Origin of the sequence: Anaerocolumna sp. (assembly GCF_032079385.1) — a bacterium.
Classification (GTDB): domain Bacteria; phylum Bacillota; class Clostridia; order Lachnospirales; family Lachnospiraceae; genus Anaerocolumna.
Genome location: NZ_DAMAUC010000014.1, coordinates 71,165 through 89,624, shown reverse-complemented (window position 1 = coordinate 89,624; position 18,460 = coordinate 71,165). Strand labels below are relative to the sequence as shown.

Here is an 18,460-nt window from a genome sequence, read left to right as displayed (position 1 = left end):
AGTCAAGTGAAGATCATAGTTTGTATTAAGCAAGTTCCGGACACCAATGAAGTAAGATTAGATCCGGCCACTGGTACTTTGATTCGAGAAGGAGTACCAAGTATCATGAATCCAGATGATAAAGCTGGATTAGAAGCAGCATTAGGAATAAAAGATGAACAGGGAGCAGAAGTTTCCGTTATATCCATGGGGCCTCCACAAGCAGATGCTGTATTAAGGGAAGCACTGGCTATGGGTGCTGATAATGCTTATTTAGTAACAGATAGAGCATTTGGAGGAGCTGATACCTGGGCAACTTCTTCCACGCTTGCAGCAGCGATTAAAAACTTAGAATATGACTTAATTATTACAGGACGCCAGGCAATTGATGGGGATACTGCACAAGTTGGGCCTCAGATTGCAGAGCACCTTGGCATTGCTAATGTTAGCTATGCAGAAGAAATCAAAGTAGAAGGTAACAATGTTATTGTAAAGCGCCAATACGAAGATACCTATCATATTGTAAAAGCTAAAATGCCCTGCCTAATCACAGCACTTTCAGAATTGAATAAGCCCCGTTATATGACACCGGGGGGAATCTTTGATGCATATCGGGAGAAAGAGGTCATCATATGGGGACGGGGAGATATAACCATTGATGACAGTAATCTTGGCTTAAAAGGTTCACCTACAAAGGTTGCACGGTCTTTCCCTAAGAATGTAAAGGGAAGCGGACAGAAAGTTACTTTGAATCCGGAGGAATCTGCGGAATATATTATTGAAAAGCTTAAAGAAAAATTTATATTGTAACTTTATCAGGAAAATGGGAATATTCCCTTTGCTTATATCAATAGAAAGTGGTGAGTAGAATGGACTTTGAAAATTATAAAGGGATATTTATCTTCGTACAACAAATCGATAATAAAATATCCGGAGTTTCTTTTGAACTCCTTGGAAGAGGAAAAGAACTTGCAGAAGACTTGGGTACAGAAGTCACAGCAGTATTATTAGGATTCGGAGTAGGCGATTTAGTAGATGAATTAGCAGGGTATGGTGCAGACAAGGTAATACTTATAGATGATCCTGCTTTAGAAATTTATACAACGGAGCCTTATGCCCATGCAATGTATAGCGTAATTGAAAAATATAAACCCGAAATTGTACTTTATGGTGCAACCGCAATTGGCCGTGATCTTGCACCTCGCGTATCTGCAAGGGTACATACGGGCTTAACTGCAGACTGTATGAAACTGGAAATAGATGCAGGCAATAAAAACTTAAGAATGACAAGACCAGCATTTGGCGGAAACATAATGGCTACCATCCTATGTCCTGATTTTCGTCCCCAGATGGCTACCGTTCGTCCAGGGGTAATGCAGAAAGCTACACCAAACTTTTATGCAGAAGTTGCTATTGAAAAATATAATCCGGGATTTATACCAAACCACCGATATGTGGAAATACTGGATGTAATCAAAAGGCAAAGTAACAAAATAGATATACAGGATGCTAAAATTCTGGTTTCAGGGGGACGGGGAATGGGAGGTCCTGAGAATTTTAAACTCTTAAATGATTTAGCTGAGGTTCTAGGGGGAGAAGTCAGCGCTTCCAGAGCATGTGTTGATGCTAACTGGGTAGAAAAAGATATACAGGTTGGTCAGACAGGAAAGACAGTAAGGCCCAATTTGTATATTGCATGTGGTATATCCGGAGCAATTCAGCATCTGGCAGGAATGGAGGAATCCGACCTAATCATTGCAATAAATAAAGATGAATCAGCACCTATATTTGATGTTGCTGATTTTGGAATAGTGGGGGATGCAATAAAAATTCTCCCAGTACTTACTGAAAAATTGAAACTTGAAATGTCCGGAAAATAAACAAAGTATCACAAACTTATGGAAAGAGCAGAACTATAAATTGGGAGGATCAAAATGAGATTTAATGAAGAATATGAACAGAAATTAGTTTCAGCTGGGGAAGCGGTAAAAGTAATTAAATCCGGTGACTGGGTCGATTATGGGTGGGCAACAGGTACTCCGGTGGCATTAGATAAGGCTTTGGCAGCCCGCAGTGAAGAACTGTCAGATGTAAAGTTAAGAGGCGGAGTATTATTATGGGCACCGGAAGTATTTAAGGTGGAAAATGTAGCCGAACATTTTACATGGAATTCCTGGCATACATCCGGGATCGAGCGGAAAGCAATCAGTCAGGGATTTGGATATTACAATCCTATGAGGTATTCCGAACTGCCAAGATATTATAGGGAATCTGCCCATCCTGATGATGTAGCCATGTTCCAGGCAGCCCCTATGGATAAGCACGGGTACTTTAACTTTGGACCAAATGCGTCACATATGATGGCAGTCTGTGAGACTTCAAAAAAGATAATTGTAGAAGTAAACGAGAACATGCCCAAGTGCCTTGGAGGATTCGAAAATGGTATTCATATTTCAAAAGTAGATATGATTGTAGAAGGGGACAATCCTCCAATTGCTGAAATGGCACCTTCTGTTCCTGATGCAATAGATGAAGAAGTAGCAAAGTTAATTTTGGAGGAAATTCCAAATGGAGCATGTCTTCAGTTAGGCATTGGCAGTATGCCTGATGCGGTTGGGACACTTATTGCTGCTTCCGACTTAAAAGATCTGGGAGTACATACGGAGATGTATGTTGATTCCTTTGTTGATATCTCGAAGGCCGGTAAAATCAATGGCTCTAAAAAAGCCATTGATACCTATCGCCAAACCTATTCATTTGGTACCGGAACTAAAAAATTATATGACTACATTGACAATAACCCAGAACTTATGAGTGCACCAGTGGACTATGTAAATGATATTAGAACAATTTCTGCTATTGATAACTTTATCTCAATTAATAATGCCGTAGATGTGGATTTATTTGGTCAGGTAAATTCAGAATCCTCTGGAATTAAACATATAAGCGGTGCAGGAGGACAACTGGATTTTGTATTAGGAGCCTATTTATCTAAAGGCGGCAAGAGTTTTATCTGTTGTTCCTCTACCTATAAAACAAAAACAGGAGAAGTAAAATCACGTATTCTGCCTATATTAAATACCGGTTCTATTGTGACCGATACCAGACCGGCCATACACTATTTTGTTACGGAGTATGGCAAGGTGAATCTAAAAGGATTGTCTACATGGCAAAAATGCGAAGCAATTATTTCTGTTGCACATCCTGACTTTAGGGAGCAATTAATTGCGGAAGCAGAGAAGATGAAAATATGGAAAAAAAGCAATAAGGTCTAGGTGAATTTAGGCTTTAGACAAAAAGCTTGGGACTCATTGGAAGATGGGCATTTCCAAGCTTTTATTTATGTTAAAAAATGAGTACTGTTTTCTTCCCATTTAATTACTGATAATGGATATATTATCAGAGAAATACTGCATGCTTACCAAAAAAGAAATTAAATTAGTATTTTACATTAATTTATGGTATATTTTACTATGAAGTTAAATAATTATGTAGAAACAGTTTACAATTAAATAAGTGTTCTATAGGTGAGAAGGTATGTTATAAGAACATCTGCCTCTTAAAATGGAATAAGTTTAGAAACTTAGCAGCTCACTCTACTGTAAAAAGCTACGAAATGTGAATAAGCCACTGGTTAAGTCTGGGAAGGCCACAAAGTAGGTTTGAAGCTTTAAGCCAGGAGACATGCCTATAGATTATACAATCCGACGGTGTGGAAGGAAAGTACTTTAATTCTTATAATTGATGTAGAAAATTATAAGGTTTTAAAAGAATGTCCAAATACTGCCTTCTTGGCAGTATTTTTTTTGCAATACAAATCGCTTTTTTATGGGGTTAATTTCAAAATAGTTATCCTATGCGATTTGATTTTGTATATCCCGCCCGGAAGGTACTCTATCTTACGGGCGTTTTTATTTTGAGAGGGGATTTTATGTCTAATCATGTAAAAACACTGAATAAACGTTCATTCTCTTGAGTGGAGACTAGTCAATTATAAAGTACGGAAAGTGTAAAATTGCTTATGATAAAAATTGTGTATTTAAATTAGAAAGGGAGGATAGCATTGATTAAAAAAGTAATAACCAGGTTAATTTGTTTCCTACTTATGATTAGTTTTCTTTTGTATCCTGTTAATGTTTACGCTCAAAAAAAAGAAAGCGTTCCGGTTACGAATGAGAGGTTAGAGGAAATCATTCAAGATATTATTACATGGGCCAAACAAGGAAATGATGCATTACTAAATTCAATTTTCTTAGAAAGTGCAGGTCAAACAAGCGGAGATTGGTTCCCTATCGGAATAGGAAGGTATGGGTATAAGGAAGAACCCTATGAACCTTATCTAAAGCAAATTACAGAAGTTGTCACAGAGCGATATAAGCAGCCAAATAAACTTCATGCTGTAAAAGCAACAGAATGGCATCGTATTTCTTTGGCAGTATTAGCTATGGGAGGAGATCCTACGAATATTGGATTAGATACGGAAGGAAATCGGATAAATTTAATTGCAGATGGAAGCTATAATTTTGCTGGCCGCAAGGGGATAGACGGACAAGGAATCAATGGTGCTATATGGGCGCTGATTTGTGTGGACAGCTTAGATTATCCTATACCGGATAATGCAAGATACCAACGGGATGACATCATTACTTTAATTACGAAACGTCAGCTTAAAGATGGTGGTTTTGCTTTAGCAGGAATAAAGTCAGATCCGGATATAACAGGCATGGCACTTCAAGCCCTGGCACCTTATGTTAACTCAAATAAAAAGTATCTTGCTTATCAAGAAGAAAAGACCATTTCTCAAATAGTGGAAGAATCATTAAATATATTATCACAATTACAGGAAAAGGATGGAGATTTTACAAGCTGGGGTACCGTAAATGTGGAAAGTACGGTACAAGTCCTAACAGCGCTTTGTTCCCTTGGAATTGATCCGTATAAAGATAGTCGTTTTATTAAGTATAATAATACATTAATTGATGGTATTCTGAAATATCGATGTGATGATGGTGGATTTGCCCATTCTTACCAAACAGATAAGGATAATCCATATGCCCAAGCAGGTATTTCAAATGGAATGGCGACGGAACAGACACTATATGGTCTGGTATCTTATTATCGTTTAAAAAATGGGATGAGAAGTTTGTATGACTTTCGCCCTGAGAAAAGATTAGAAGAAAAAGTAACAGAAGAGAAAAAAACAGAAGAGAAGAAAGCAGACGAGAAAAAAACAGAAGATAAGAAAGCAGAAGATAAGAAAACAAAAGCAGAAGAGAAAAAAAATAGCAATAATAAAAATGAAGATATTAAAAAGACAGAATCAAGTAAAAAGGCAGAACCAGGGAAAAAGACAGAATCAAGTAAACAAACAGAAGCAAGTAAAAATATAGAATCAGGTAAAAATAAAGCGCCAAGCCAAAAAGAGAATATCGATAGCCAAAGAAGTGATAAATCGGATGGTATCAAGACAACCACCCTAACACAGAATGAGAAAAAAGCAAGTAGTGCCCAGATCTATGAAGATATAATTCCTCAAATAGCATTCGAGGAAGGGAAGGGTACTGACAAGATAATAAGTGGGACTAGCAAAGAGAAAGAGGGCTTAACCGATTGTACCATTTCATTTTGCGGGACGGATATCAATAAGCCAATGGATTTTAAAGTTGGAATTAGAAATCAAACGAAGCATTTGGATGAAATCTTGCATCTCTCCAAGGATGCTTTGGGAGTACAGTTAATACATGAAGGGGAACTACCGGGAGAAGCACTTATAGAATTCTCTACTGATTTGGAACAGGGAGAGTATCTTGTCTTTACTTATGATGCACAGATGAAGAAAGCAAATTATCATAGTAAAATTCGGATAGAGGACAAAAGAGCCCGATTTATTATAAAAGAAAATGAGGAATATTTTATTGCAAAGGGGGCCAATATGTCATCTTTATTAGAGGAAGATCCAATTTTTGATTACAACAAAGAAATAGAGTCCCTTAATAAAGAAATAGAGTTCCTTAAGAAATATGAGACTAGATTAGATACTAAATTAGATACTATCTTGGAACTATCTAAGGAATATAAACAGCAGCAGAAGGAACTGGAGAAAAATAGCCAAAAGAATACTTTGATATTATCTTTATCTGTACTTATTGGAAGTGGCTTCATCGGTTCATCTATTCTAATAAAAACAAAGAAGAAAAATGAAGATAAAGAAAGGAAAAATTAATAATGAGTAATAAATTTAATATTGGATTATTACTTAAAAAGAGTGTACTGCTATGTTTGGTGGCTTTATCTTTTCTTTTGATGGGATGTAAGATTGAAAAACCTCAGGATGTTCGAAGAGAAAATGTTGGTGCAATAGAGCAGGATTTAGATGGTATCAATGATGAGGCAGTAAATTCAGAAGATGTGAGTGGGAATAGGGAAAACCTCATTCAGGATAATTATTTAGATGTAAATGATATTGCATCCACAGTTGAGGATTATTCTAAGTATGGTATAGCATCTGATACCGAAGAATTTTCAAAATATGAGAAGAATAAAGACCTTGTTCACAAGGAAACTGTAGAAGAGAATGAGAACAAGAAATCAACGTGGAATCATGATAACGACAGAGCAAATCTAAAATTTAATGATTTAGACCAGGATGGCAGAGATGATACCACCGGACTTGACAAGTATTTAACTGACCCAATACCGGAGGGAAAACCACACCCTGTAGAAGCGCAGGATACAATAATAGATAAGGATAAACTAAATTATTGCACACTATCCATTCGCTGCGACACAATATTGGAAAACAGAGAGAACTTGGATGAGGAGCTTCTTTATTTATTAGATAAGGATGGCATAAAAGACGGGGTTATTTATGAAGAAAGAAAAGTCCAGTTTTATGAAGGCGAGTCAGTTTTCGATATTTTATTAAGAGAAACAAAGGCAGAGGGTATTCATATGGAATTTACTTTTACGCCTATGTATAACAGTCATTACATAGAAGGAATTAATAATTTTTATGAATTTAGCTGCGGCGAATTAAGCGGATGGATGTACAAGGTAAATGATTGGTTTCCTAATTATGGCTGCAGCCGGTATCAGTTAAAAGACGGAGATAAGGTGGAATGGGTTTATACATGCGATTTAGGGCGTGATGTGGGCTGTGATTGGCTGGGAGGAACAAAAGAATGAAAGATGCGTTTTCCGGGTTTCATCCATGGATTAATTTTAGCTATTTTGTAAGTGTTATAGGAATCAGCATGTTTATTATGCACCCTATTTTCCTGATTGTCTCATTATTGGGAGCGATTGCTTATTCCATATATTTAAACGGCAGGCGGGCATTTCGTTTCAATTTTTTTATGACTGTACCGGCTTTATTATTAATGGCTTTGGTTAATCCAACGTTTAACCATAGAGGAGAGACCATACTACTTTATGTAAATGATAACCCATTAACTTTAGAATCTATAGTTTATGGATTGGTGACAGCAGCTATGCTTGTTGCAATGATTTTATGGTTTTCCTGTTATAATTCCGTCATGACATCGGATAAATTCATTTATTTATTTGGTTCAATTATACCATCCTTATCTCTGATGCTTTCCATGGCACTTCGTTTTGTGCCCCGATTTAAGGCGCAAATTAAAGTTATATCCAATGCACAAAAATGTGTAGGAAGAGATATTTCACAAGGAAACTTATGGGAAAGACTAAACAACGGTTTGCTCATTATATCAATAATGACAACATGGGTTTTAGAAAATTCTATCGATACAGCGGATTCTATGAAGGCCAGAGGCTATGGCTTGCGAGGTAGAACTGCATTTTCTATCTATCGCTTTAGTAAAAGAGATCGCATCGTATTTTTGATAATATGCGGGATGGTTTTTATTATAGCAATCGGATTCGGCAGTAAAACAATTTACTCTATGTATATACCCCGAATTCTGATTAATGCTGCCAATATGGAAAGCATAATTGTTTATTTATGTTATCTGGTCCTTTGTTTTATACCGGTTATTATTAATATATGGGAGGATATGAAATGGAACTATTTAATATCCAGGATTTAAGCTTTTCATATCCATTGCAGGAAAAAAAGGCATTGGAGAACATCAGTTTCTCCTTAGAAGCTGGAGAATTTGTATCCATATGTGGTCGCTCAGGTTGTGGAAAGAGTACGTTACTTCGACATTTAAAACCTGTATTAACACCCTATGGAACGAAAGAAGGAAAGATATTTTTTAAACATAAAGATATTCTTAGTCTTAATGAAAGAGAACAAGCCCAAGCCATAGGATATGTATTGCAAAATCCTGACAATCAAATTGTTACGGATAAAGTATGGCATGAACTGGCATTTGGCCTGGAAAGCTTAGGTATTTCAAGCAATAGGATTCGCTTACGTACTGCAGAAATGGCGAGCTTTTTCGGCATAGAAGATTGGTTTTATAAAAAGGTTTCGGAGCTCTCCGGTGGTCAGAAGCAGTTGCTTAATTTAGCATCAATCATGGCAATGCAGCCAGAAGTACTTATTTTAGATGAGCCAACTTCTCAGTTAGATCCAATAGCAGCCTCGGATTTCCTTAAGACAGTTTATAAAATCAACAGGGAAATAGGGACTACTATTATTTTAACAGAACATAGGATGGAAGAAACATTTCCTATGTCGGATCGTGTTCTGGTAATGGATGAGGGAAAAATTATGATAGATGATACTCCCTCCAATGTAGGAAGAAAGCTAAAAGAGTGTTCACACCGGATGTTCTTATCCATGCCGACACCTATCCAGATCTACGCAGGAATTAATAATGATTTAGAATGTCCTTTGACTATAAGAGATGGAAGAAGGTGGATGAGCCAATTACATGATATGGACTACTTTCATAAGAGTGGTAAGAAAGAAAAGGAGCCTGAAGTATGCAAATACATTGCGGTAGAAACCAAAGAAGTGTGGTTTCGCTATGAGAAGAATGGTGAAGATATTGTAAAAGATTTATCACTAAAGATACCCAAGGGAAGTCATTATTGTATCCTGGGAGGAAATGGTGCCGGAAAAACCACAGCACTAACTCTGATCAGTGGTATTAATAAACCTTATCGAGGTAAGATTTTAATAAATGGTATGGACACAAGAAAGCAAAAAAATATACTTTCTTATAATAAGATGGTTGTTCTTCCCCAGAATCCCCAGGCGCTTTTCGTTAAAAAAACAGTAGAGTTTGATTTGTTAGAAATTTTATCTGGTAAGAAACTGAACAAGCAGGAAAAGGAAGAGATGGTAAACAATATTGCTAATAAAACAGATATTGCCCACTTATTACATAGGCATCCTTATGACCTGAGTGGAGGAGAGCAGCAAAGAACCGCTTTGGCCAAAGTGCTATTACTAGAACCTGAAATCTTAATATTAGATGAGCCTACAAAAGGAATGGACAAATATATGAAAAATATATTTGCCACTATTATTAAAAATTTAAATACAGAAGGAAAAACTGTAATAACAGTTTCACATGATATTGAATTTTGTGCGGAGTTTGCTGACTATTGCGCCTTGTTTTTTCAAGGTAGCGTAGTTACAGAAAATACTACAAAAGAGTTTTTTTCTGGGAATAGTTTTTATACTACGGCTGCTAACAGGATGTCAAGACATTTATATCCGGATGTAGTCACCATAGAGGATGTGATTTCGTTATGCCAAAAAGAGAACGCTTGAATAAACGAACTATAATTTCTGCATTTATGATTTTAATTACCATACCTGCAACAATACTCATAGGAATATATCTTTTTAATGACAGGAGATATTATTTTATCAGTGTCATGTTAATTATCCAAACAATGATCCCTTTTTTTCTAATTTTTGAGGGTAGAAAGCCTCAGGCAAGGGAATTGGTTTTATTAGCGTCGATTTCTGCTATAGCGGTAGCCGGCAGGTCAGCATTCTTCTGGCTACCACAGTTTAAGCCAGTAGTAGCGATTGTAATAATTGCAGGTGTGTGTTTAGGACCAGAAGCCGGGTTTTTAACGGGTGCTCTGTCGTTCTTTGTTTCCAACTTCTTTTTTGGACAGGGACCATGGACTCCCTGGCAGATGTTTTCCGGTGGAATTATTGGTTTTTTAGCAGGAATTTTAGTTAAAAAAAGGCTTTTACCCAAAAAGAGACTTCCACTATGTATTTATGGAGGGCTGGCCACTTATTTTATATATGGCGGACTGATTAACATTTGTTCCGTATTTATGTTTAGTCAGGTTTTCTCTTGGAAAGTGTTGGCTGCAGCCTATATTTCAGCTATTCCATTTGATTTAATACATACATTATCGACAATTGTCTTTTTATTTGTGCTTTCCCGGCCAATGATAGAGAAAATCGAACGAATAAAACAGAAATACGGACTTTTAGAACCGTAAAGAAATGAACAAAGAACAATTACAGTAAGAAAATGCAATAGGTTAAAAGGTTATATTAAATAGTGAAAGGAAAATGCAACTGCCCTTATTTTAACCTATTAATCAGGGTGGTATTACAAACAGCTTTGTGATATGCATGGGTATAAAGATGAGTTTTACATTAAATGAAATATTACATGAGACGGGGCAAATACTTTTAATCCCCTGTCTTGCGATATTGGTGTTTTTTATAATAGCTTCCATTTGGGAAGTAGGTACCGTTATTGTTGAATTTTTAGTGGAGCATAGAAAAATGCAGGAAGATGTGCCTTTACTTCTGCAAAACATTCATAATCATGGAAAGGAGGAACTGGGCAGTTTAATTGAGAATAGTAAATTGCTGCAAAGTCAAAAAAGTGCGGCGCTGGAATTGATTAAGAATGCGGATATGCCCAAAGAATCCCTTGTAGCCCTTGCCCGAACTCTATTAGGAAATCTTGAAGGCAACTATATGAGAAATACAAGACTTACAGATTATATAATTAAGCTTGGTCCTATGTTTGGACTTTTGGGGACACTTATTCCTTTAGGACCTGGAATTGTTGCACTTGGACAGGGGGATACTGGGACGCTTTCTATATCTATGTCTACTGCATTTGACACTACTATCGCAGGCGTTATTACAGGGGCGGTTTGTTTTGTGGTTTCTAAAATCCGTAAGAGATGGTACGACACATATATAGATTCAATGGAGGCCATAATGGAATGCATAATACAGGAGGTACTGGAAAATGATTAGAGATTCAAGTGTCTATAGGAGAAAAAAATCAGAGGAAGATGTTAATCCAATGGATGGAGTTGCAAATCTTATTGATATTATGTTGGTATTTGCCTGTGGACTTATGGTATCTATTATCCTTCATTGGAATGTGGACATAAAAAAGGTGAATGCTGTAATAGATAAAAGCCAGCTGAAGCAAATTGAAAATGCAGAGATAGTGACCCAGGATGGTGAAATCATAGGAACTTATGAATCAATGGGAGTGGCAGTGCAAGACCCTAAGACCGGAAAGTTATATGTAATAAAAGGAAAAAATGAAGAATAAACTATTATTTTAGGGAGGAACACAATGAAGCTCTATCGTTATAAAATTATTAGCTTTGCTTTTATAATAATATTTTTAGTAAATCAAATAGTGCCGGTTACATATGCAATGGAAGTTAATTCTACAGAGGTAGATTCCTCAGAGGTCAATACAACAGAAGACATTGCAACGGAGGATAACTTCTTAGAAGATGATGCAACAGAAGATGATGCAACAGAAGACATCTTAGCAGAAGACAATTCGGGAGAAGACAGTTCAACAGATATGTTTACCATTCAGATACAGCCGTCTGAGCATGGAGAGGTAACCGCAGATAAAACAAGTGCGGAGGAAAATGACATAGTCCAATTAAATGTATTGCCAGAGGAAGGTTATAGACTTTCCAGCCTTGCAGTTTCAGGCGGAGCAATTACGGTAGATGTACATGATAATAGTTTTATTATGCCTGCTTGTGATGTGGTTGTTATCTCTGAATTTGAGAATGCTCCAGCCTATACAATTAATTTTAATGCAAAGGGTGGGTTATTAAACGGTGAAACTATAGTACTGGTACCAGAAGGCGGACTTATAAAAGAACCGGATATACCTGTGAGAAAAGCAGATACTGGGATGTTCGCTTATCAATTTCTTGGTTGGTTTAAGGAGGAAGAATGTATAACGGAGTTTGATTTTAATCAACCGGTAACTGCGGATATTAATTTATATGCAGGTTGGAAGCCAGTGACAGAAGTGACAGTCATCTTTGATCTTAACACATCAGACCCGGCAGTGACAGGACAGCCAGATCATCAAACTATTTCTTATAGTCAGGATAAAATTAATCCAGTACCATCACCAATATGGCCGGATACCAAATATGATACCCATGGATTTCTCGGCTGGTCCTTACAGCAAAGTCTATTAAGTGGTGATTTGTATTGGAATTTTGCTGAAGATACAATAAGTAATCACTATACCGGCCCAACTATGATACTATATGCCCAGTGGAATGTGAATGATCTTTATGGCAGGGGAACGAAAGAAAACCCTGTTATGTTAAGTAATCAACAAGATTTAGAGGTCTTGTCCTATAAAGTAAGTACAGGCATTAACTATACTAATATATATTTTGAACTTGCCAATGATATAGAACTTATGGGAGACTGGCTACCTATTGGCACAGAGCAGGTACCTTTTTGCGGTCATTTTAACGGAAAAGGTTATACAGTTTATGGATTATCTGTAAAAAATACAGAAAGGTATAGTGGTCTCTTTGGGTACGTTTCCGATGCCACCATTGAAAACCTTATGGTTGAGGGTACAATAGAAGGTGATGAAGCAGCCGGATCTATTACAGGATATGCAAGTGGTAACACTATAATCAGAAATTGCGGTTCAACGGCAATGCTTGGTTCAGGCTTGAATATTGGAGGAATATCAGGTGTAAATGAAGGAAATGCCAGACAGGAAAATTGTTTTTTTGCTGGAACTGTATCAGGAAGTGCAATTGGAGTAGTCGGGGCAATTTCGTCACAAAGTTTTGAAAATAATACAGGCTGCTATTATCAGGAAGATGCATTGGATAATCCATCAGATCGAGCTTATGTGACCGGTAAAACGGCAGAGGAGTTTGCAAATGGGGAGACGGCTTATTTTCTAAATATTAAGTCAGATGGAACACATAGTGAAATATGGGGGCAGGGAAGTGGAATACCTGTATTTGCAAAATCACCTGATCAGGTAATATATCGCGTCAGAGCCGAATCCGTCATAGGAAATGGCACCGTTTCTACATTTAATAGATATGTGACGGGGGATAAGGAGATAACAATTTCTGTTTTCCCGAATAAGGATTCTATCTTGAAATTATTGACTGTAACCAGAGTAGATGGAACCAAAATATTTAGCGCCAGTCAGACACATATAAAAGATAATGAGCTGCATTTTATCATGCCTTATAAAGATGTTGAAGTTCAGGCACAATTTGTCAAGAAATTAAATAAAATAGTTGATGTTACTTTAGTTAATGACGGAGTTATAAGTGTTATAAAGGTCCCCTATGGAGAGGTTGTAGAAGATCTGAACTTAGTAAAAGAACCAAATGGCGATGTGACATACCAGTTTGGTGGATGGTATACAGATGAATGGCTGGAATATCTTTATGATATGAATACAGCAGTTACAGAGCCCATTACTTTGTATGCCGAATGGATAGCAAGTGATAGCGTTACAGTATATTTTGATTGTAATGCATCAAAGGTAAATGTAACTCCAAGAGTAAGACAAGTTTCTTTATCTGCAGTTTTTCCTAAAATTATAGAGCCGGTTCGTGAAAATGAAGGTGGGGATGGTTATCAATTCCAAGGCTGGTATAGTGAAACAGGAGTTAGATTAGATTTTAGTAAATCGCTTCATAAATTACTACCAGAATTAAAAGCTGGAGATGCAATAACATTTTACGCAAAATGGAATCTGATAGATTTATTTACTACGGGAACAGCAGAAAAACCATTTTTAATTGATACTCCGGAATTACTAAGAGCGTTAGCTGAAAGAGTGAATAATGGCTTGGGTTCTGCAAATGGTACAGAAGCGGGTTATAAAGGCTGTTATTTTCAATTATCACAGTCCATGGATGTAGGAGAATGGATCCCTATTGGAAATGAGATGTATCCTTTCAAAGGAAACTTTGATGGTAATGGATATACATTAAATCTTATTATAAGTGGTAATGAAAATTACAGAGGTTTATTTGGATATTTGGATTATGCAATAATAAAAAATCTTACTATTGATGGTGTGATAAATGGAAAAGGATATGTTGGTGGAATTGCAGGTTGTGCAAAAACCAATGTATTAATTAATAATTGTATCAATCATGCTAACATTACGGCAGCCGGAACTGCAAGCGGTGGGATTGTTGGAGAAATTGGTAAGGATAATCGCATAATACAATGTATTAATACAGGTGCAATCTCTGGAAATACGGCTACAGCCGGTGTAATAGGAAAGATTGCAGGTTCTATTTCGGAAGCTGGCAAGGTTTTAAATTGTTCCAACGAAGGAAGTATATATGGGGGCAATTATACCGGTGGTATAATAGGACAGATTGATTCAAAATCTCCAACAGGAGACAGAATATCATATTGCTATAATACTGGAGATATTGAATCTAGCGGAGCTTATACAGGTGGAATTACATCCTATTTACCAAAAGGCTCACGTATTTCTATGTGTTATAATATTGGAAACATTAATTCAACTTCAAATACAGTTTCTGGAATAGGAGGAATTACTGGATTTAATTATGTACATACATCATCGACAATTGAAATCCCTTCCAGCTACGTTGAGAATTGCTATAATTATGGCAGGATATCAGCAGTTGCAACCAGTAAAGTAGGCGCTATAACCGGGTGGATTGATACGAATAGATATCTGGGATTTGTTAATAAAAATAGAGATTGTTACTATCTTGATGCTGCTACGAATCATATTGTGAATTTGTTTGATAAAGAGAACGCAAAAGCGATGAGTGAGGAACAATTTTCCAGCGGCATGGTTGCGTACTTATTAGACCATGGAGAATCAAACCCAAGACTTGGGGTATGGAGCCAAAGTGAGAGGTGCCCTGTTTTGTCAAAAGATGGGAATCAACTTGTTTATAAAATCATGACTACAGCATCCTTAGGTGGAACAATGATAGATCAAACATTTGGAGTGGGGGGAAGATATATAACGTTAACAGCGATCCCCGATTCCGGATATGTAGTTGGAAAAGTGATTGTTAAGGATACGGAAGGAAGAAAGATTGATGTAATCATTGAAGATGAATTTATTTACTTTATTATGCCGGAAGATGATATTACAGTGGCAGTTGAATTTGAGATAGAACCACCGGAAGGAGAATATAAGGTTGTATTTGACACGAAAGGTGGAATTCCCGAACCGGAGGAACAAATTGTTCTGGGTGGGGGACGTGTTAGAAAACCAATTGACCCAGCTTTGAAAAATAAGAAATTTATGGGCTGGTATATCAATGGAGAATTATATGAGTTCTCTTCCCTTGTAAAAAGCGACTTAGTATTAGAAGCAAAATGGGGAGATGGGGAAGAAGTTACAGTTATATTTAAGAACAACAGACCGGAGGACAGTATAGGTAGTGAAGAACCGGAACCAATAAAATTGAATCGTAGGGATTACATTCCTTTACCAGCGGATCCTGTATGGGAAAGCGGTACGGTTGTTATTGAATATGAATTTATCGGCTGGTATACATCAAAACAAGGCGGAATAAAATATGATTTTAGTATCCCTGTAGAGGAGGATATGACTTTATATGCTCATTGGAAGGAAATCGACGGATTGGAAAAGGGAAAAACTAAGGAAACTGCTGTTGTTATAAAAACCGTGGAGGAATTAGCAAGGTTGGCACAAAATGTGAATTCTTCAAAGTCTTATACCGGATGCTATTTTCGATTAGGAAACAATATTGATTTAAGTGACTATGGCAAGGCTTGGGAGTCAATTGGATTTCATAATAATATATCATCACCAGCACAACTTAAGTCAAGGAATCCACAAGATAGCTCTAGACCTTTTGAAGGAAACTTTGATGGAACAGGTTATACGATCACGCTTGAAAGCAATCAAATATATCCGTTATTCGGTTGTATTGGTATGCAAGGAGAAGTAGCCAATCTTAGCATTGTGGGTGTACTAGAACCAAATAGCAGAATGTGTTTTGGGGGAATAACCGGTTTTAATTTTGGCTTAATTACGAATTGTTCTAGTGATATAAGTAGTATGGATCTAACAAATGCTACGTTTAAAATGTGCGCTGGCGGTATTGCAGGAGTTAGTACAGGCTATATTACAGACTGTAATTCCAAATTAGTAGTAAAGGGCGGTCAATATACAGGTGGAATTGTTGGTGTCTTTAAGTATAGTGAAGTATCAGGGTGTAAACTTCTCGCAGGAAGTAATATTGAATGTACTTCAGGTATGTCCGGTGGTATTGTAGGTTGCTTAGCAACCAGTGAGGATACTTATGGTACCATTCGTGACTGTGTTACGGAAGAAAACACAGCAATTACCAGTACATCTTCACAAATTGGAGGAATTGTCGGACTTTCCACTTACGATATTATTTCTTGTATCAATAATGCAACGGTAACGGCTAATAACCAAGTAGGTGGTATTGTGGGTGACCAGGGAATGGATTCATTACAGATTGTTCAATGTAGTAATATGGGTAACATAGTTTCAATAAATGGAGTTACAGGCGGTATTATTGGTACGGCAAGATCTGCTAATATAGAGAGATGCATGAGTACAGGAACTATAACAGGTAACACCACAGCAGGAGGAATTATAGGTACTCTTAGAAATGATTTTGAACAAGGAATTATTCGCAATTGTTATGTGACAGGAGATGTAATTGCTCTTTCGGGAACGGTCGGCGGAATTGCAGGAGCAGCTAGTACTGCAACAGAAATTAAAAGTTGCTATTGGTATGGAAATATGTTACAGGGAAAAGACGGAATTGCTGGAATCTGTACTACTAATTTAAAAAGTAATATTAGCAATTGCTTTTATATTAATACTACATCTCTACTTCCTGCTGTAATAGATATAAATGAAGGAGCAACTGCAAAAGGTAAGATTGATTTTTCAGATGGCTCTTTGGCTTATTATCTGGACTATTATAATACAGATAAAACCTGGACAATGGATACGATTGATCAAATTCCTATTTTGGGCCAACCGCATTATGGGATGGTAGAGGTAGATGGAAGTGAAATTATTGAAGAAGGTGGCAATATTTTGTTGACATCTGAGACAGGCAGCATTAGTGATGGACAAATTCGTTTCGTACCAGAAGACACTAGATTTGTTGTTAATGTAACATTAAATGAGTATAAAGGTGAAGTGCCAGAGGGCTTTGAACTGAAATATGTATTAAAAGATATGATGTTAATCCAGGACGGAGTCGAAAAAATAATTGATGATGGAACCTTAATTATAACAAACGATAATATAAGTATCATTAAAGCAGTAATTGAAATTGTAAAGAAAGAATTATCAGAAGAAAATCCAGAAAATCCCGAGAACCCCGAGAACCCCGAGAGCCCAGGAAACGGTGGAGAAGGAAACGGTGGAGAAGGAAACGGTGGTACTGGAAATGGTGGCGAAGAAACAGGAGGAAACGGAACCGGAGGAAATGGGGCTGAAGGTGAAGGAACTGGTGGTAATGGAACCGAAGGTGAAGGAGCAGAAGGAACTGGAACCGGTAAGGATGGAACAGAAGGTAGCAATAGTACGGATGGTACTGCTCAGAATAATCAAGAAGGAAATGCAGTAGTATCGGATGACTCAAATGATTCAGATGGTTCCGAAAGAGTAGTTCCTAAAGTATCAGATAAAGAGGATGCAGGTGATGCCAAGGTCATTATATTACCTGAGGATTCAAGTAGAGGAGGTAAAGTTAGTGGAGGCAAGGCTAGCGAAGGTAAAGCTAGTGGAAATCAATCCAAAAAGGACGAACCCACATCTTCTGATGAATCTAATTCATCTTTAAGTGGTGACAGTAATGGGCAAGAAGCGAAAATTGTTGAAGTAAAACCAGAACAACATACTTATGATACTAAAAAAGAAGAGGAAATAGAAGCCAAGATAGAAGAGGCGATAGAGGATGAAAAAGAAGAAGCAGATGAAGACAAGAGTATTACAGTTTTCCAAGTTGTAAAAGAGGTAATAAAGGATAATTCAATTATTACAACTATTATTGCAATAGGATGTATGTTAATTCTTCTTGGTGGCGCTTTGTGGAGGTATATGGAATATAAAAGCCGAAGGAAATAAAGCGGTCGCAGCGGTAGAAACAATTGTAAGAGCAAATTAAACAAAGCAGAATTTAAGCGAAGAATCTCATTTTAAGGTGAGATTCTTCGCTTATTGACTGAATTCATGGCCAGCCTAGTGGGAGGAAGACCACTTAAACTGGCTCG

The 18,460-nt window shown here is 37.0% G+C and carries 11 protein-coding genes and 1 riboswitch; all 11 genes read left to right on the top strand.

Features of this window, described 5'->3' with window-relative positions:
* Positions 1–6: 6 nt before the first annotated feature.
* The 11 genes from RT261_RS12795 to RT261_RS12745 all read left to right on the top strand — a co-directional run bounded on the left by RT261_RS12795 (position 7) and on the right by RT261_RS12745 (position 18,314).
* Positions 7–789, top strand: coding sequence for an electron transfer flavoprotein subunit beta/FixA family protein (locus RT261_RS12795; protein ID WP_313133017.1), 783 nt, complete (start codon positions 7–9; stop codon positions 787–789).
* Between the two features lie 59 nt (positions 790–848).
* Positions 849–1,859 (top strand): electron transfer flavoprotein subunit alpha/FixB family protein, encoded by a 1,011-nt coding sequence (locus tag RT261_RS12790; RefSeq protein ID WP_313133016.1) that lies wholly within the window; start codon positions 849–851, stop codon positions 1,857–1,859.
* A gap of 54 nt (positions 1,860–1,913) precedes the next feature.
* A complete protein-coding gene (locus RT261_RS12785) occupies positions 1,914–3,254 on the top strand; it encodes a butyryl-CoA:acetate CoA-transferase (RefSeq protein ID WP_313133015.1) in 1,341 nt (446 codons plus the stop codon).
* A 233-nt stretch (positions 3,255–3,487) separates the two neighbouring features.
* A riboswitch (cobalamin riboswitch) is annotated at positions 3,488–3,685 on the top strand.
* 357 nt (positions 3,686–4,042) lie between these two features.
* Complete coding sequence (locus RT261_RS12780) at positions 4,043–6,202, top strand: prenyltransferase/squalene oxidase repeat-containing protein (RefSeq protein ID WP_313133014.1); 2,160 nt, start codon at positions 4,043–4,045, stop codon at positions 6,200–6,202.
* A gap of 2 nt (positions 6,203–6,204) precedes the next feature.
* Entirely contained in the window at positions 6,205–7,164 is a 960-nt protein-coding gene (locus tag RT261_RS12775; RefSeq protein WP_313133012.1) for a DUF4430 domain-containing protein, read from the top strand.
* Complete coding sequence (locus RT261_RS12770; protein WP_313133011.1) at positions 7,161–8,048, top strand: energy-coupling factor transporter transmembrane component T; 888 nt, start codon at positions 7,161–7,163, stop codon at positions 8,046–8,048. Before RT261_RS12775 ends, RT261_RS12770 begins: the two co-directional genes overlap by 4 nt.
* Positions 8,021–9,691, top strand: a complete 1,671-nt coding sequence (locus RT261_RS12765; protein ID WP_313133010.1) for an ABC transporter ATP-binding protein — start codon at positions 8,021–8,023, stop codon at positions 9,689–9,691. The genes RT261_RS12770 and RT261_RS12765 overlap by 28 nt, the downstream gene beginning before the upstream one ends.
* Positions 9,670–10,386, top strand: a complete 717-nt coding sequence (locus tag RT261_RS12760) for an ECF transporter S component (RefSeq protein WP_313133008.1) — start codon at positions 9,670–9,672, stop codon at positions 10,384–10,386. Before RT261_RS12765 ends, RT261_RS12760 begins: the two co-directional genes overlap by 22 nt.
* Before the next feature lie 148 nt (positions 10,387–10,534).
* The gene (locus tag RT261_RS12755) at positions 10,535–11,164 is read left to right on the top strand and encodes a MotA/TolQ/ExbB proton channel family protein (protein ID WP_313133006.1); all 630 of its coding nucleotides are present in this window, start codon (positions 10,535–10,537) and stop codon (positions 11,162–11,164) included.
* The gene (locus RT261_RS12750; RefSeq protein ID WP_313133005.1) at positions 11,157–11,471 is read left to right on the top strand and encodes a DUF2149 domain-containing protein; all 315 of its coding nucleotides are present in this window, start codon (positions 11,157–11,159) and stop codon (positions 11,469–11,471) included. The genes RT261_RS12755 and RT261_RS12750 overlap by 8 nt, the downstream gene beginning before the upstream one ends.
* Before the next feature lie 24 nt (positions 11,472–11,495).
* Positions 11,496–18,314 (top strand): InlB B-repeat-containing protein, encoded by a 6,819-nt coding sequence (locus RT261_RS12745; RefSeq protein WP_313133004.1) that lies wholly within the window; start codon positions 11,496–11,498, stop codon positions 18,312–18,314.
* Positions 18,315–18,460: the final 146 nt, after the last annotated feature.

Excerpts from the sequence above, each read along its gene's own strand:
- RT261_RS12790 (WP_313133016.1), top strand. The coding sequence starts at position 849 with ATGGACTTTGAAAATTATAAAGGGATATTTATCTTCGTACAACAAATC.
- RT261_RS12785 (WP_313133015.1), top strand. The coding sequence starts at position 1,914 with ATGAGATTTAATGAAGAATATGAACAGAAATTAGTTTCAGCTGGGGAA.
- RT261_RS12775 (WP_313133012.1), top strand. The coding sequence starts at position 6,205 with ATGAGTAATAAATTTAATATTGGATTATTACTTAAAAAGAGTGTACTG.
- RT261_RS12770 (WP_313133011.1), top strand. The coding sequence starts at position 7,161 with ATGAAAGATGCGTTTTCCGGGTTTCATCCATGGATTAATTTTAGCTAT.
- RT261_RS12765 (WP_313133010.1), top strand. The coding sequence starts at position 8,021 with ATGGAACTATTTAATATCCAGGATTTAAGCTTTTCATATCCATTGCAG.
- RT261_RS12760 (WP_313133008.1), top strand. The coding sequence starts at position 9,670 with ATGCCAAAAAGAGAACGCTTGAATAAACGAACTATAATTTCTGCATTT.
- RT261_RS12755 (WP_313133006.1), top strand. The coding sequence starts at position 10,535 with ATGAGTTTTACATTAAATGAAATATTACATGAGACGGGGCAAATACTT.
- RT261_RS12750 (WP_313133005.1), top strand. The coding sequence starts at position 11,157 with ATGATTAGAGATTCAAGTGTCTATAGGAGAAAAAAATCAGAGGAAGAT.
- RT261_RS12745 (WP_313133004.1), top strand. The coding sequence starts at position 11,496 with ATGAAGCTCTATCGTTATAAAATTATTAGCTTTGCTTTTATAATAATA.